This window comes from Niveispirillum sp. FG148 (genome assembly GCF_057809655.1).
Window position 1 is genome coordinate 223,170 of sequence record NZ_JBMDKJ010000001.1, and the last position, 15,217, is coordinate 238,386.

9 protein-coding genes are annotated in these 15,217 nt (G+C 63.7%); 4 read left to right on the plus strand and 5 right to left on the minus strand.

What is annotated here, in order from left to right:
- Positions 1-17 precede the first annotated feature (17 nt).
- Positions 18-2,291 carry a beta-glucosidase family protein gene (locus ACODTW_RS00925; RefSeq protein WP_488943985.1) on the minus strand — a complete coding sequence of 758 codons (2,274 nt, stop codon included), beginning with the start codon at positions 2,289-2,291 and terminating at the stop codon, positions 18-20.
- Positions 2,292-2,989: 698 nt separating this feature from the next.
- Between ACODTW_RS00925 and ACODTW_RS00930 the strand changes: the two genes are divergently transcribed.
- The 3 genes from ACODTW_RS00930 (at position 2,990) to ACODTW_RS00940 (ending at position 9,381) form a co-directional block, all read left to right on the plus strand.
- Positions 2,990-6,055 carry a TonB-dependent receptor gene (locus ACODTW_RS00930; RefSeq protein WP_488943986.1) on the plus strand — a complete coding sequence of 1,022 codons (3,066 nt, stop codon included), beginning with the start codon at positions 2,990-2,992 and terminating at the stop codon, positions 6,053-6,055.
- Positions 6,056-6,305: 250 nt separating this feature from the next.
- Positions 6,306-7,847 (plus strand): tryptophan halogenase family protein, encoded by a 1,542-nt coding sequence (locus ACODTW_RS00935; protein ID WP_488943987.1) that lies wholly within the window; start codon positions 6,306-6,308, stop codon positions 7,845-7,847.
- A gap of 16 nt (positions 7,848-7,863) precedes the next feature.
- Entirely contained in the window at positions 7,864-9,381 is a 1,518-nt protein-coding gene (locus ACODTW_RS00940; protein WP_488943988.1) for a tryptophan halogenase family protein, read from the plus strand.
- Positions 9,382-9,542: 161 nt separating this feature from the next.
- Here the strand turns inward: ACODTW_RS00940 and ACODTW_RS00945 are convergent, their stop codons facing one another.
- A complete protein-coding gene (locus ACODTW_RS00945; protein WP_488943989.1) occupies positions 9,543-10,586 on the minus strand; it encodes a LacI family DNA-binding transcriptional regulator in 1,044 nt (347 codons plus the stop codon).
- 313 nt (positions 10,587-10,899) lie between these two features.
- Here ACODTW_RS00945 and ACODTW_RS00950 point away from each other — a divergent pair, with 313 nt between their 5' ends.
- Complete coding sequence (locus ACODTW_RS00950) at positions 10,900-12,558, plus strand: protoglobin domain-containing protein (protein WP_488943990.1); 1,659 nt, start codon at positions 10,900-10,902, stop codon at positions 12,556-12,558.
- Between the two features lie 6 nt (positions 12,559-12,564).
- Here ACODTW_RS00950 and ACODTW_RS00955 read toward each other — a convergent pair whose 3' ends face one another.
- From ACODTW_RS00955 to flgA, 3 genes are all read right to left on the minus strand, one after another.
- Positions 12,565-13,353 (minus strand): Crp/Fnr family transcriptional regulator, encoded by a 789-nt coding sequence (locus tag ACODTW_RS00955; RefSeq protein ID WP_488943991.1) that lies wholly within the window; start codon positions 13,351-13,353, stop codon positions 12,565-12,567.
- A gap of 82 nt (positions 13,354-13,435) precedes the next feature.
- The gene (flgH, locus tag ACODTW_RS00960) at positions 13,436-14,200 is read right to left on the minus strand and encodes a flagellar basal body L-ring protein FlgH (protein WP_488943992.1); all 765 of its coding nucleotides are present in this window, start codon (positions 14,198-14,200) and stop codon (positions 13,436-13,438) included.
- An 11-nt stretch (positions 14,201-14,211) separates the two neighbouring features.
- Positions 14,212-15,195 (minus strand): flagellar basal body P-ring formation chaperone FlgA, encoded by a 984-nt coding sequence (flgA, locus tag ACODTW_RS00965; protein WP_488943993.1) that lies wholly within the window; start codon positions 15,193-15,195, stop codon positions 14,212-14,214.
- Between the last annotated feature and the right edge of the window lie 22 nt (positions 15,196-15,217).

The following is a 15,217-nucleotide window of genomic DNA, read 5'->3' on the forward strand; positions in this document are numbered from 1 at the left end:
CGCCCCCCCCAATCACATCACTTCGCCTTGGCAGCGGTAAAGCTGGCGCCCTTCAGCGTCACCTCCGCCGTCACCGGCAAGTCGGCGGCGGATGAGCCCAGCCAGACCTTGTAGGTGCCGGGCTTGACCACCCACTGGTTCTTTTCCACGTCGAACGTGGCCAGCAGGCGGGCGTCGACATTGCTGGAGAAGCGGCTGCTGGCACCCGGCGCCAGTTCCAGCTTCTGGAACCCGACCAGACGCTTGGGCGCTTCCCAGCCACCGGCGGCCGGGCCGACATAAAGCTGCGGCACGGCCTTGCCGGCGCGCTTGCCCTTGTTGGTGACGCTGCCCGACAGGGTCAGTGTGCCGTCGGTCGCCACTTCCGCCTTCAGATCGGCATAGGCGAAGCTGGTGTAGGACAGGCCATGCCCGAACGGGAACAGCGGCTTAAGGCCCTTCTTGTCGAACCATTTATAGCCGACGGCGGCCCCTTCTTTATAGGCGACGTCGAAGGGCGTGTTCTCGGCCAAGCCCTCGCCATCCAGCTTGGGACGCGGCAACTGTTCCAGGCTGGCCGGGAAGGTGACGGGCAGGCGGCCGCTGGCATCCACTTCACCGAACAGCACGCGGGCAATGGCTTCGCCACCGGCAGTGCCGGGATACCAGGCTTCCAGCACCGACCCGACCTGATCCAGCCAGGGCATGAAGACGGGGCCACCCGATTGCAGCACGACCACCGTGCGCGGATTGGCCTTGGCCACGGCGGCGATCAGCGCATCCTGATCGTCCGGCAGGGTCAGCGGGAAATCCAGCGCCTCGCCCGTCCACTGGTTGGCGAACACGACAACGATATCGCTGTCGGCGGCCAGCTTGGCGGCGGCCGCCGGGTCGGTGCCGGCGTCAAAGCGGACGCTGGCCTGACCGGCGCGGGCCTTGATGGCGTCCAGCGGCGGGTTGGCGTGATAGACGATGGGGCCGGGGAAGCCCTTGGGGCCCAGGCCCGGCACCGGGTTGCCGCCGCGGCCGAACACGGTTGACGACCCGCCGCCGGCCAGCACGCCCTTGTCCGCATGGCCGCCGATGATTGCGATGCGCTTGGCACCGGCCATCAGCGGCAGCAGGTCGCCCTTGTTCTTCAACAGGACGATGCCTTCTTCTGCGTCGGCGCGGGTGATCTTGGCGTGGGCGGCATAGTCGATCTTCTGATCTTCGACGCTGACCGGATTGTCGACGACGCCATGGGCGAACAGGCTGCGCAGAATGCGGCGGACCATGTCATCCAGGCGCGCCTGGGAGATGGACCCGTCGGCCAGCGCCTTGCCCAGCAGTTCGGGCCCGAAGAACTTCTCCTTGTCGAAGACATAGCCCGATTCCTGGTCCAGACCGGCATTGGCCGACTTGGCCGTGGAATGCACGGCACCCCAGTCCGACATGACAAAGCCCGGATAGGCCCAGTCGCCCTTCAGCACCTTGTTCAGCAGGAACTCGCTCTCGCAGGCATAGACGCTGTTATAGCGGTTATAGGCGCACATGACGGAGCCGGGCTGGCTCTGTTCCAGGGCGATTTCAAAGGCCAACAGGTCCGACATGCGGGCCGACGCCTCGTCAATATTGGCCGACAGGACGAATCGGCCGGTTTCCTGCGCGTTCAGGGCGTAATGCTTGATGGTGGAAACGATGTTGGCCGACTGGATACCGTTGATCTGCGCGGCCACGATGGTGCCGGCCAGCAGCGGATCCTCGCCAGAATATTCGAAATTGCGGCCGTTACGCGGCTCGCGCATCAGGTTGACGCCGCCAGCCAGCATGACATTGAAGCCGGAAAGCCGCGCCTCCTGCCCGATCATGGCGCCACCCTGGCGGGCCAGTTCCGGGTTCCAGGTCGCCGCCGTGGCGATGGAGGCGGGAAGCGACGTGCGCTCCCGCATTGGTTCGGCCGAATCCCGCTGCGTGGCGACGCCCAGGCTGGCGTCCGTCTGCCACTGTGCCGGGATGCCCAGGCGGGCGATGCCGGGGATATAGCCGGCCGATCCCATCCGCGCCTCCTTGGGCGGATAGAAATTACGGTCCTTGAAGGGGGAGCCGAAATAGCCGAAGACCAGAACCTTCTTTTCGTCCAGCGTCATGGCTTGGAGGGTCAGGTCAGCACGGGCGTCGGCGGACAGTTTGGCATCCATCCAGGGGCGGGCAGTGGGGGTGGCGGCTTGGGACGGCGTGTCAGCCGGGGCGGCCGTTGCGACGGAACCGGCCGACAGGGCCGTCGCCAGCATCAGGGTGGTGGCCAGGGTCCGGATCTTCTTCTTACGCATTCCGTTCTCTTTCATACGCGTGGCACCACGGACCGGGGTGTCGCCACCGGCCCGTTTCGACGATCGAGGGTCAGCCAGGGTATGGGTTCGGTCCTTGGCAAAAGGGCCGCCGTCCATCCTCCCCAACGCTCCGCCCGACATTGCTCGCGGGCGGTTGGAAACGTATCCTATCACCCTCAAGGGCGCTTGTCAGCCCAAACAGACAACGTTGTCCGATTCTGTCCAGTCTGGTCTGACAATATCAGTCCGTCGGCGTGGCATCCTGGCAACAATACCGCCTTCCCGGACGGGAACCTGACAGCGCTGGTCAGGCCAAGCATTTGAAATCCTGACCTTTGGGCAAGCGCGTCACGCAGTTGCGGAATTCATTTTGCTGCTGCACGCGATCAAGTCGCGCAATTCCGGGCAAGACAGAGATTGTTTGCGCTGTCATTCCGTATGACAACGATGACATATAGCGCTTGACATCAACGGGCGCTTTCGTAAATTCAGGCTTACAAGGATGGGAGCGTGTGAACAAGCACGCCGGTAATGGGTGGGGAAACAAAAGGGCGGCTTTCAACAGTCCTGCTGAAGACGTCAAAGCGGAAATCGGCCTGAAGGTGCCGGTCTCCGAATAATCCCGCGCATTCCGGCGCCAAGAAAATCACACGTAAAGCTTTGCTTAGAGGGAGGATCTCTTGACAGGGATGCATTCAATGCTCGGTCGCGGCCTCGCCGTGGCCCTTCTGGCAGGGGTGTCGCCGTTTGCGGTGACGTCCACTGCCTTGGCCCAGGCGGCACCTGCCGCCAACAATGACCAGGTTCTGGACGAAATCATCGTCACTGGTGTGCGCGCATCGCAGCAGCGCTCAGTCGATGTGAAGCGCAACCAGTCCGCCATCGTCGACGCCATCTCGTCCGAAGATATCGGCAAGCTGCCGGACGTGACCATCGCCGACAGCCTGCAGCGCGTGCCGGGTATCCAGATCCGCCGCGACGCCGGTGAAGGCAGCACGGTCAACATCCGTGGTCTGGCCCAGGTCATCACCCTGCTGAACGGCGAACAATATCTGTCGGCCGGCAATCTGGGCGAAGCCAAGCCCAATCTGACCGACGTGCCGGCGCAGCTGATGAACGCCGTGGTCGTCTACAAGACGACGGAAACGACGAATGCCCTTTCGGGCGTGTCCGGCACCATCGATCTGCGCACCCGCCGTCCGTCCGACATGCCCTATGGCTTCACCATCACTGGTGGCGTTGAGGGGCAGACGGGCAAGGACACCAAGGAAAAGGACTATGTCGCCAATGGTCTGGCCGCGTGGCGCGGCGACCGTGTCGGCGTGATCCTGTCGGCGGCTGGCAGCCAGGCTAACCTGGGCAACAATTACGCCGGCTATTCCAGCCTGTCGGGCAACAATGACTGGGGTGGCACGGCACCCAAGGAATTCGTCTCCCCGCATGGTTTCGAGAGTTTCCACCGCGAGGTGGAGCGTGACCGCCTGACCATCACCGGCGGGTTCGAGGCCGATCTGGGTGAAGGCTTCACCTTCCTGGCGGAAGGTTTCTACACCAAGATGGACGAGTATAACCGCTCGGCCGGTATCAACATTTCCAACCGCTGGTCGGGCGACGCCTTCGGCGTCTGGACGAAGCCGACCTCCTCGGTCCCTGTGGCCGGCACCGACTGGGTCGCCGTCAAGGAATATGATATCGACGCCTGGTGGGTGAACTCGTTCTCCGTCAACCGCGTCAACACGTCGAAGTCCAAGAACTTCAACGCGGAACTGAAGTACGACAATGACGGCCCGCTGAAGGTGGAAGCCCGCGCCATGCGGTCCGACGCCAACCGTCTGTCGATGAACGGCCAGGCCCAGGGCGATCTGTCCAACTGGCAATATGCGCCCGGCCGCTTCACCCTGTTCCGCGATGCCAATGACCGTACACGCGGCACTTTCTATCCGGCGTCGGTGGCAGCCCAGTTCCCGGCCTCGCGCTACACCAACAATGTCGTCGGCAGCCTGGGTGGTCGTTATATCGACCCCAACCCGCTGGGTTATGGCCAGAATCCGCAGCTCCACTACAACATCTCGGGCGATCATCCCGTGTGGTCGGGCTTCGACAAGCAGATTTCCGGTGGCCTGGGCGCCGGGAAGACGCTGAAGGACTATATGGCCAACCAGGATAGCTACGCCATCGGCGCCTTCTCCTCCGAAGGCAATAACGAGGCGTCGTCCGACCTTCAGGTCTATCGCCTGGACACCCATTACGACTTTGAGGAGCCGCTGGGTGGTTTCCTGAAGAAGGTCGATGTCGGTATCCGCCGGTCCGACCGGTCGGTGTCGATCGAACAGTTCCACCTGTTCTCGAACTTCTATGCCGGCAAGGGCGTGAACGACAAGGGCTTGCCCAACACGTCGGGCTGCTCGGCGCAGTGGAAGGCCATCGACGTCGTCATGAACCAGAACCAGTGCCAGGCGGGCGAGTTCGTGCCCGACCCGGTCACGGGCAAGCTGGTGTTCCAGGGCTATACGGTCAATGTCCCGACCAAGCTGTCGACCCACAATAATGTCATCTGGGTTGACAATATGGGCTCCATCACCTCCGGCATTCCGGGCTTCTGGGCCATTGATCCGCGTGATTTCGACGATCCGGAGGCCTTCCACAAGAAGGTGTTCGGCGGGGCCGACCGCGCCATCATCCCCGGTCAGTCCTACGATGTCGACATGTGGGAAGACAGCGCCTACATGAGCACGGCTTTCGAGCTGGGGCGTTTGTCTGGTACGGCTGGCGTGAAGATCATCCGCACCGAATTGCAGGTTCGCCAGAACATCACGGGTGAAACCCTGAATTATGGCGACACCAACATCGATGCCGGTGATGTCACCACGCGCCGCAGCTACTATGATTACCTGCCGGCGGTGAATGCCAGCTACGACGTCACCGACGATCTGCGTCTGCGCTTCTCCTACAGCAAGACCATGCAGCCGCTGGATCTTGCCAAGTATGGCGGCGCGTTGAAGATCAACACGGCCGATGATCCGGGCCTGGGTATTCGTACCGTGACCAGTGCGGAATCTTCGGGCAATCCCGAGCTGGATCCGTGGCGGGCGACCAATTGGGATGCGGCTGTCGAATATTATATCGGCAAGGCTTCCATGGTGAATCTGGCGGCGTTCCGCATGAACATCGACAGCTATGTCGTGACCCGCACCACCAATGACGGTCGTTTCCCCGATCAGGATGGTGTGATCCGCCGTACCGTGCCGGTGACGCGCCCCATGCAGGGTGAAGGCGGCAAGGTCGAAGGTATCGAAGTTGGCACCAAGCTGTCCTTCAAGGATTTCCTGGACGACGAGAGCTTCTTCTCCAACTTCGGTCTGGACACCAACTACACCTACTCGCCCAGCTCGCAGACGCTGCCGGGCACGGCAACGGGCGAGCCGGTGAAGGTGCCGTTCTTTGATAATTCCAAGCACCAGTATAATCTGGTCGCCTGGTATCAGGACGACAATTTCCAGGCCCGTGTTGCCTATAACTTCCGCAGCAAGCGCTTGCAGGACGTGTTCAAGAACCAGTTCCCCATCTTCCAGGACAACTCGGAATATGTGGACGTGAACCTGTCCTATAACGTCAACGAAAACATCTCGATCTATGCCAACGGCTCCAACGTTCTGGGAGAGATCGAGAATTACTACATCCAGTTCGATCCGAACGCGAAGCAGTACGCGTATCAGAACGAGTTCGAGACCCGTTACACGGTGGGCGTCCGCTTCAAGTGGTAAGCCCGTCCTGACGGTATGAGGGGGCGCCCGTTTCGGACAGCACATCTGTCCGGGCGGGCGCCTTTTTCGTGTTGATTGAGGGTTTGGCAGTTCGCAGTGCTGGCCTGTTCAGGGCCGGTCTGGTGCGATGGGTTTAAGTTAGCGCCCATGGGCCGCAGCATGGATGACGGTGGTTAAATTTGTCGCCCTCGGACTGGTCTGCCAAGCGGTCATCATCAACACGGGCAATGATAAAATGCGGAGGATGGACATGTCGGCAGAGACACAGGGCAACCGCATCAACAGGCTGGTCATTGTTGGCGGCGGTACGGCCGGATGGATGACAGCGGCGTCGCTGGCCGACCATTTCCGGGGATCGGGGCTGTCCATCACCCTGGTCGAAAGCTCCACCATCGGGACGATCGGCGTAGGAGAGGCGACGATCCCCACCATCCGCCGCTTCTACCAATCCCTGGGCCTCAGCGATATCGATGTGCTGAAGGCCACCCATGGCACGGCCAAGCTGGGCATCCGCTTCGATGGCTGGGCCGGGCCGGGGACCAGTTTCCTGCACCCGTTCGGCGTCTATGGGCAGGATCTGCGCAACATCCCCTTTCATCAATATTGGCTGCGGCTGAATGCGGCGGGCAAACCGACGGACCTGGGTGCTTACTCGCTGGCGGTGCAACTGGCCGAGGCCGGGCGATTTACCCTGCCATCGCCCAACCCGCCCTCTACCCTGTCGGTCTTCGACTGGGCCCTGCATTTCGACGCCGGCTTGTTCGCGCAGTTGATGCGCAAGGTGGCGGAAGCGCGCGGTGTCACCCGCATCGATGCCCGCATCGAAAAGGTGCAGCAGCGGGCGGGGGACGGGCACATCACCGGCCTGTTGCTGGATAATGGCACGGTCCTGGACGGGGAGCTGTTCGTCGATTGCTCCGGCTTCCAGGGCCTGCTGATCGAAGGCGCGATGCAGGCGGGGTATGAGGATTGGAACCAATGGCTGTTGGCCGACCGGGCGTTGGCGGCGCAGGGCCATGCGCTGACCCCACCGCCATCCTTTACGCGGGTGACGGCGCATACGGCCGGCTGGCGCTGGACCATTCCGCTGCAGCACCGCACGGGCCATGGCTATGTCTATTCCAGCCGCCATATCAGCGACGCGGAGGCGGAGACCGAATTGCTGGCCGCCGTGGGGACGGACCTGAAGATGGCGCCGCGGCGCATCGCCTTCACGCCGGGCCGCCGCCGCCAGGCCTGGAAGGGCAATTGCGTTTCCATCGGCCTGTCATCGGGCTTCCTGGAGCCGCTGGAAAGCACCTCCATCGCCCTGATCGAAACGGGCATCGACAAGCTGAAACAGCTTTTCCCCGGCCGCGGCATCGATCCCGTGCTGGTCGATGAATATAATGACTGGAGCCGGCGGGAAATGGAGCGGGTGCGCGACTTCATCATCCTGCATTACTGGCTGAACCGGCGCGACGACACGGCCTTCTGGCGCGACTGCCGGGCCATCGACCTGCCCGACAGCCTGCGGCACAAGGTGGACATGTGGCGTCGGCGCGGCCATTTCATCCGCTATCGCTGGGAAATGTTCCAGCCGGCCAGCTGGCTGGCCATCTATGCGGGTTTCGGCTTCCTGCCCGACAGCTATGATCCGGCACTGGACGGGTTCGACGTGGCGGGGCTGGACCGGGCGCTGGCCGGCATGCGCCAGGGGATCGCCCAGGCCGTGGGCGATTGCCCGACGCATCAGGAATTCATCAATCGGTTTGCGCGGGTGGATGCACCCGCCGACGCCAAGAAAATGTGAAGGGGAGGGTGCCTGAATGAAGCCGTTGCAGAAGATCGTCATCGCCGGCGGCGGTACGGCCGGCTGGGTCACGGCGGCCATGCTGTCCTTCATGCTGAAGGGGACGGGGACGGAAGTGGAACTGGTGGAGTCCGAGGAGATCGGCACCATCGGCGTCGGCGAAAGCACGATCCCGCCCTTCATCGTGCTGCTGCGCAGCCTGGGTATCGACGAGCAGGATTTCATCAAATCCACCAGCGCCACCTTCAAGCTGGCCATCCGGTTCGAGGATTGGCTGACGAAGGGGCATCAGTACTATCACCCGTTCGGTGCCATCGGCGGTCAGATCGATGTGCATGATTTCTATCAGTGCTGGCTGCGGGCCAAGGCGGCGGGGCATCCGTCAGAACTGATGGATTTCGCACCGGCCGCCCGCATGGCCGATCAGATGAAGTTCATGCTGCCCTTCAAGGCGCAGCGCAGCCTGATCGCGTCCGCTTCCTACGCGCTGCATGTGGATGCCAGGCGGGTGGCGCAATATCTGCGCCGCTATGCCGAAGAACGCGGCGTTACCCGCACGGAAGGCCGCATCACGCGCGTGCGCACCCGCCCTGATGGCGCCATTGCCGGGCTGGATCTGGCCAATGGCAAACAGGTGGATGGCGACTTCTTCATCGACTGCACGGGCTTCCGCGCCCTGCTGATCGGGCAGACGCTGGGTGTCGGTTATATCGGGTGGGGTGACGAGCTGTTGTGCGACCGGGCCATCGCGGTGCAGACGGAAAATACCGAGGATGATGCCGACGTCCATCCCTACACCCTGAGTCAGGCGCAGGATTGCGGCTGGCGCTGGCGCATCCCGCTGCAGCACCGCGCCGGCAATGGCTATGTCTATTCCAGCCGCTTCCTGTCGGATGACGAGGCGGTGGCGACCCTGTTGCGCCAGGTGAAGGGAAGGACCCTGACCGATCCCGCCATCATCCCGTTCAAGACCGGCATGCGGGCCCGCATGTGGGAAAAGAACTGCGTGGCGCTGGGGTTGGCCGCCGGTTTTGTCGAACCGCTGGAATCGACGGCCATCCATCTGGTCTATCGCGCCGTGGACCAGTTGCTGCGCTTCCTGCCTGATGCCGATTGCGATCCATCCCTGGCCGCAGAATTCAACCGTTGCGTCGGTGGGGAATATGAGGAAGTGCGCGACTTCATCGTGCTGCATTACTGCACCACGCGGCGTGATGATACGCCCTTCTGGCGCGCGGCCCGCAACACGCCGGTCCCGGCCAGCCTGCGTGCCCGCATGGAGCTGTTCAAATCGTCTGGCGTGCTGCGGCAGGTGGGGGCTGAGGAACTGTTCCGGGCCGTGTCCTGGCAGTCCGTCTATGAGGGCATGGGGGTACGCCCGGCACGGTACCGTCCGCTGGTCGATGGTCTGCCCCTGTCCGTCATCACGGAAACGCTGGAACGGTCAGTGCCGGTATTGCAGGCCCAGGTCGCGGGCCTGCCCAGCCACGCCCAGTTCCTGCGCGACCATTGCCGGGCCGAACGGGATTTCTGATACCAATCACCCTTGATCGTAACCGATCCAGGGTGATTTCGTATTTCCTCAGGCGCCGGGCGCCGCCATCCGGCGGCTTGGCTTACGGCGCACGAGCGCCGGGCCGGCGGTCGCCGGCCTCCGATCCGTCAAAGGTCAAACCTTCAGCGGATCGGTACCAGTCACCGCTTCGCCGGCGGGGCGGTGGAACGGCGGATGACCACATGATGCGGCAGGACCCGGTGGAACACCTGCGCGGGTTCGCCGGGCTGCTGCCGCTTGGCTGTCAGCGTGTTCAGCAGAATCTCCGCTGCGGCATCCGCCATTTCCTGGATGGGCTGCTTCACCGTGGTCAGGGGGGGCCAGACCATTTCCGCCAGTTCGATATCATCGAATCCGACCACCGACAGGTCACCCGGCAGCGACAGGCCGCGATCATGGGCCACCGACAGCACGGCGGCGGCCATTTCATCGTTCGACGCGATGATGGCCGTGGGCGGTTCGGCCAGGGATAGCAGGCGACGCGCGCAGGGCAGGGCCGAACGATAGGTGAAGCCACCTTGTTCGATGATCTCCGGATCCGGTTCCAGCCCATATTCCTGCAAGGCGTCGCAATAGCCGGAATAGCGCAGCTTGGTGCCGGCATGATGTTCCGGCCCCTTGATGAAGCCGATACGCCGATGGCCGAAGGCCAGCAGATGCAGGGTCAGGTCGTTGCACCCGGCCCGTTCATCAATGCGCACCGACGATCCCGTGGGCCGTTCGAACTGCGGCGTGACGCGCACATAGGGCACGTCGGCCTGTTCCAGTACGCCCAGCACCGTTTCATTGTCGGTGACCGGGGCCGTCAGCACGACGCCGTCCAGGCTCAACTGGTTGACCAGTTTGCTGACCCGGTCTTCCACATCGTCACCGCGATAATCAATCTCTTCGATCAGCAGATGATAGCCCTGGTTCCGGAAACGGGTCAGCAGGCCCATCTGGATCTGACCCGTATAAGGGCCACCCGGATCGCCATAGATATGGGCGATCAGATAGGAACGGTCGCCCTTCAGGCTCTGTGCCGATTTATTGGGGCGGAACTGCAAATCCGCCATCACCTTCAGGACACGTTCGCGGGTTTCGGCGCTGACATAGCGCTCATTATTCATTACCCGCGAAACGGTCTTGATGGAGGCGCCGGCGGCGCGCGCCACATCTATGATCGTCGGCCTGCGTTCTGCCACGATTGCACACCCGTTCCACTGTCAAGAATACGGACCCGCAGGCCCGCCGGACATTGATCCAAATTTCACGGAAAACCTAACAATTGCAAGTGCCGGGTAACGTTGTCAGATCAACGCGCCGCGCGGGCGCGCGGAACCGGGGCAACGCATTGCTCCAGTGAATAGTTTGGTTAATTCAACAAGTGCGTCTCAAATATCACAGATTATTTCTTGGGCACCCAAAAGGAAAATGATTGAGTTGGGTCAATGCTACCGCTATCGCCGGCGCTATTTTCACACGCAATCAGCCGCATATCGTGTGGAGCCTGGCGCTATGCCCAAGGATTTCGTGTCCGGCATCGACGATGTCGATGACCGTCTTCGTTTTTTTCGTTTGGATGCCGAGACCTGCCAACTCCTGCGCGAAATCGGTCCTGTCATAGTCCAGGCCCTGCCTTCCATTGCCCAGGGTTTCTACCGCCGGCTGGCCACAGTGCCGGAACTGGCGCCGATGATTGCGGCGCCGGGCAAGGTCGGCCTTCTGACCGATGCCCAGGTCCGGCATTGGGGCAGCCTGTTCAGCGGTCGCTTCGATGCGGCCTATGTCAACCAGGCACGCCGCGTCGGGCGCGCGCATGACCGGATCGGCCTGGCGCCGCGCTGGTATATCGGCGCCTATTCGCATTTCCTGGAAGACCTGTTCGATACGGTTCTGGCGCGCCGCTGGTCGCGGGAGCGTACCCATGCCGCCCTGTCCGCCATCCTAAGGGCGACCCTGCTGGACATGGAACTGGCCGTTTCCTCCTACGCCGAAAGCGGAGAGGCGAACCGTCTGCGGCTGGAGATGCTGCAACTGACCGACCGGATCGAGAAGGACATCGAACAGACGGTGGCAGAGGTCGCAGCGGAGGCCGCGCACATGGTCGACGGGGCGGATCGCCTGGGCAACACGGCCCAGGCCCTGCGCGAAGCAGCCACGGCCATGGCTGTCGCCGCCGATCAGGCCCTGGCCCATGTCCAGGCGGTGGCAGCGGCCGCCGAACAGCTTGAGGATACCAGCCGGGCCATCGCCGAGCAGGTGCAGCGTTCCACGGCCGTCACCGACAATGTCGCCACCCGTGCCGGTCAGACGGCGGAAACCGTTTCGCAATTGTCCACCGCGACGGCCCGTATCAATGACGTCGTGCGGCTGGTGCAGACCATCGCGTCACAGACCAAACTGCTGGCCCTGAATGCCAGCATCGAGGCAGCCAGGGCGGGGGAGGCCGGACGCGGCTTCGTCGTGGTTGCGGCGGAAGTTAAGAATCTGGCCCGCCAGACGGAGGATGCCATCGGCACCGTCAGCGCCCAGGCCGACGCCATCAAGACCGTAACCCTGGCGACGGGTGACAGCGTCGATGGGGTTGTCCGTGATATCCACCGCGTTGATGCCATCTCCGCCGAGGTGCGCCATGCCACCGACCAGCAACAGCACGCGACAGCCGAAATCTCCCGCGGGGCGTCGTCGGCGGCCGGTCAGACGCGGGAACTGGCGCAGCGGGCCAGCAGCATGCTGGACCATGCCCGAATCACCGGCGACACCGCGACGGAGGTGCGGTCGCTGGCCAGCGATGTGAATGAACGGCTGCTGGGGCTGCGCCGACGGGTGACGGAAGTGTTGCGCCATTCCACCGCCGGCGACCGGCGGCGGGGTACCCGCGCAGCGGTGACCTTGGACTTCCAGGGCGAATTCGCGGGCCGGCGGCTGAACGGCAGGACCATCGACCTGTCGACCGATGGCTGCCTGTTGCAGAATGTCGCCCCGGCCCTGCCGGCAGGCGCCCAGGGCTGGGTGCGCATTACGGGCATCGGGGAGTTGCGGGGGCGCGTCTGCGACGTCAGCCCCAACGGCCTGCATATCGCGTTCGAGCAGGTGCCCGCCCAGATTGCCGCCGACATCCGGCGCATGGTCCACACCATCGCGGGGGATCTGGCGGCGGCGTCGCCGGATTGACGCCCTTCAGCCTTCCTCGGCGATGCGGGACAGCAGGTTGCGGTCGCACATCACCAGGCCATAGGCATCCGTATCGCGGATGGCGCCGCAGCGTTTGAAGTCGGAGATGGTGCGGCTGGCGGTTTCCAGCGTCACGGCCAGGATCGATCCCATATCCTCCCGCGTGAACAGTTTGACCGGGCCGTCCAGCGTATCTTCCGACAAAAGCAGCAGCAGCCGGGCCATGCGCTGACGGGCGTTGCCTGTGGACAGGGCCGTCAGGAACCCGTCGGCCACCGACAGCGCCTCGTGCCATTTCTGCATCAGGCGCAGATGCAGGCGCGGCGTGCGGGACTGCAGCTGGTTGATGGTGCTGACGGGGATGCGGCACAGCTCCACTGGTTGCAGCGCGATGGCCTGATGTTCGTAGTTCGGCTTGACCAGGGCTTCCAGCCCGGCCACACCGCCCAGCCGGACCAGACGCACGATGCGCTGGGATCCGTCGGGCTGGAAATGCACCAGCTTGACTAGGCCGCGCCGCACCGTGAACAGGGCCGTCGCTTCCTCGTCCATGCCATAGATCTGCGCGCCCGCCTCGAAATGCAGTTCTTCGACCGGGGTGTGCAGATGGTCGAAATCACTTTCCGTCAGGTCCGCGAACAGGACTAGATGCCGGATGCCACAGTCGCGGCAGGCGGCAACCCCCTTCCAGGCAGCTTCGATCTGCGGTGCCTTCACCGTTCCCTCTCCCCAATATTCGCGGTCATCAATATGCGCTGCCGGCCCACGGGCGGCAAATGCGACCCGTTCGCCCACGACCAAAGAAATACCCCCGGACGGATGGCACCGTCCGGGGGCAGGGGGGGGGAGGGGAAGGGGAAGGGGAAGGGGAAGGGGATCAGAACGGGCTGATGGCTTCCAGGACCTGCTGACCCCAGCGCGGGGCCTGCACGTCGGACAGGTTGCCGCGACCACCATAGGAGACCCGGGCCTCGGCAATCTTTTCATAGGAGATGGTGTTGGCGGAATTGATGTCTTCCGGCCGGATGATGCCGGTCAGGGTCAGTTCCCGCACCTCGTTATTGACGCGCACTTCCTGCTTGCCCTGCACGACCATGTTGCCGTTGGGCAGGACCTGCACGATCAACGCCGCCACCTGAAGATTGATCTGTTCCTGACGCTGGATCTGGCCCGTGCCGGCGCTGCTGGTCTTGCCGGTGGCGCTGATCAGGCTGGCGGGGGACACGGTATTGGGCAGGATGTTGTTGGTGCTGCTTTCCAGGCCGAGCAGGTTGGGGATGCCCATGCTGTCACTGCCGTCCCGCGTGCGGGACGTGTTGTTCTGCATCTGGGCCTTGTCGTTGATCTGGATGGTCACGGTCAGGATGTCACCGACACGGGCGGCGCGCTGATCCTTGAAAAAGGCGCGCGCGCCGGCCCGCCACAGCGAATTGGCCTGGCGATCCTGTACCGGCGCTTCCGGCATGGGCAGACGCACGGGGCGGTAGTTGGGGTCGCGCGACGGGTCGTCGATGCCCGACAAGGGCGGCGTCTGGCCGATGGCCGCCAGCTTGTCGGTAACGCAGCCGGTCAGCAGCGTGGCGGTGGCCGACAGCAGGACCAGGGAGCGGAAGGAACGGGCGATCAGCGGACGGGCAGACATCTCGGTTCTCCTTAGCGGGCGGCCCGGGCGGGCCCACCCTTGCTTTGCATGACAGGCGGGGCGATCTGGCCACCGGGGGTCACGATCACCAGATTGGGACCGGCCACCACCGCCTCGATCACTCTGCTGGAGGACGTATTCACAATCCGTACCAACTCGCCTTCCGACCCGTCTGCCAGGGCCTTTCCGGATGCCGTCAGCTGCATCGTCGCTGTCTTCAACAGGATGGTGACGGGCTGACCCTTGGCGACCACGATGGGGTCGCGCACGTCACGGCTGTTCACCGCCTGGTTCGGCGCGACGGCGCGCCGCAATGTTTTCCCAATCATTTCAGAGGCTTGAATGACGGCGCCGGCCTGCACGCGGTCACGCGGCACCGACAGATAGGTGATGTCGCCATCGGCAATGACCTCGCCCATGCCCAGGCGGCGCGACAGGACGGGCAGTTCCACCATGTCCTGGACGCGGGCGCCGATGGTCTGGCGCACCAGCTCGGGCCCCTCGGCCGGGGCCACCACTTCGGCCGTGACGCGGCCACGCTGAGCGTCATAGGTAAGATTTTCCACCCGCACGGTGGCATCATTGCCGGCCGGCAAAAACAGCGTCAGCGTGCGATTATCCATCAGCACATCGGCCCCGTCGCCCGCACCGGCGGCGCGCACAGCCTGGCGCAGCCCTTCCTGGATGATGGCCTGGGTCACCTGTACGGAGGCGCGATCGACCATGATGCGGTCGGCCCCACCCGTCGCGTGCCAGTCCAGCCCGTTGGCCGTGGCGATGCGCGTCAGGGTGGGGGCGTCCAGCCCTGCCTTTCGGCCCGGCGCCGGGGCATTCATCACCGGGCGCATGGCCTGTTCAGGAGAAAGCCCGTCGAACAGGTCGCCCAGCAGAATTTGCCCATCGGCGACCGTGGCGGCCGGCTTCAGCGTGGCGGCCTGGGCGGCGGCACCGGTGAACAGCGTGGCGGCAAGCAGCAGGGCGGCGAAGCGGGTCATGGCGGGGCGTCCGGATGGGGGT

Coding starts and splice junctions, on each gene's coding strand:
- ACODTW_RS00950 (WP_488943990.1), top strand. CDS start 10,900: ATGCCCAAGGATTTCGTGTCCGGCATCGACGATGTCGATGACCGTCTT.
- ACODTW_RS00925 (WP_488943985.1), bottom strand. CDS start 2,291: ATGCGTAAGAAGAAGATCCGGACCCTGGCCACCACCCTGATGCTGGCG.
- ACODTW_RS00940 (WP_488943988.1), top strand. CDS start 7,864: ATGAAGCCGTTGCAGAAGATCGTCATCGCCGGCGGCGGTACGGCCGGC.
- flgA (WP_488943993.1), bottom strand. CDS start 15,195: ATGACCCGCTTCGCCGCCCTGCTGCTTGCCGCCACGCTGTTCACCGGT.
- ACODTW_RS00930 (WP_488943986.1), top strand. CDS start 2,990: ATGCTCGGTCGCGGCCTCGCCGTGGCCCTTCTGGCAGGGGTGTCGCCG.
- flgH (WP_488943992.1), bottom strand. CDS start 14,200: ATGTCTGCCCGTCCGCTGATCGCCCGTTCCTTCCGCTCCCTGGTCCTG.
- ACODTW_RS00935 (WP_488943987.1), top strand. CDS start 6,306: ATGTCGGCAGAGACACAGGGCAACCGCATCAACAGGCTGGTCATTGTT.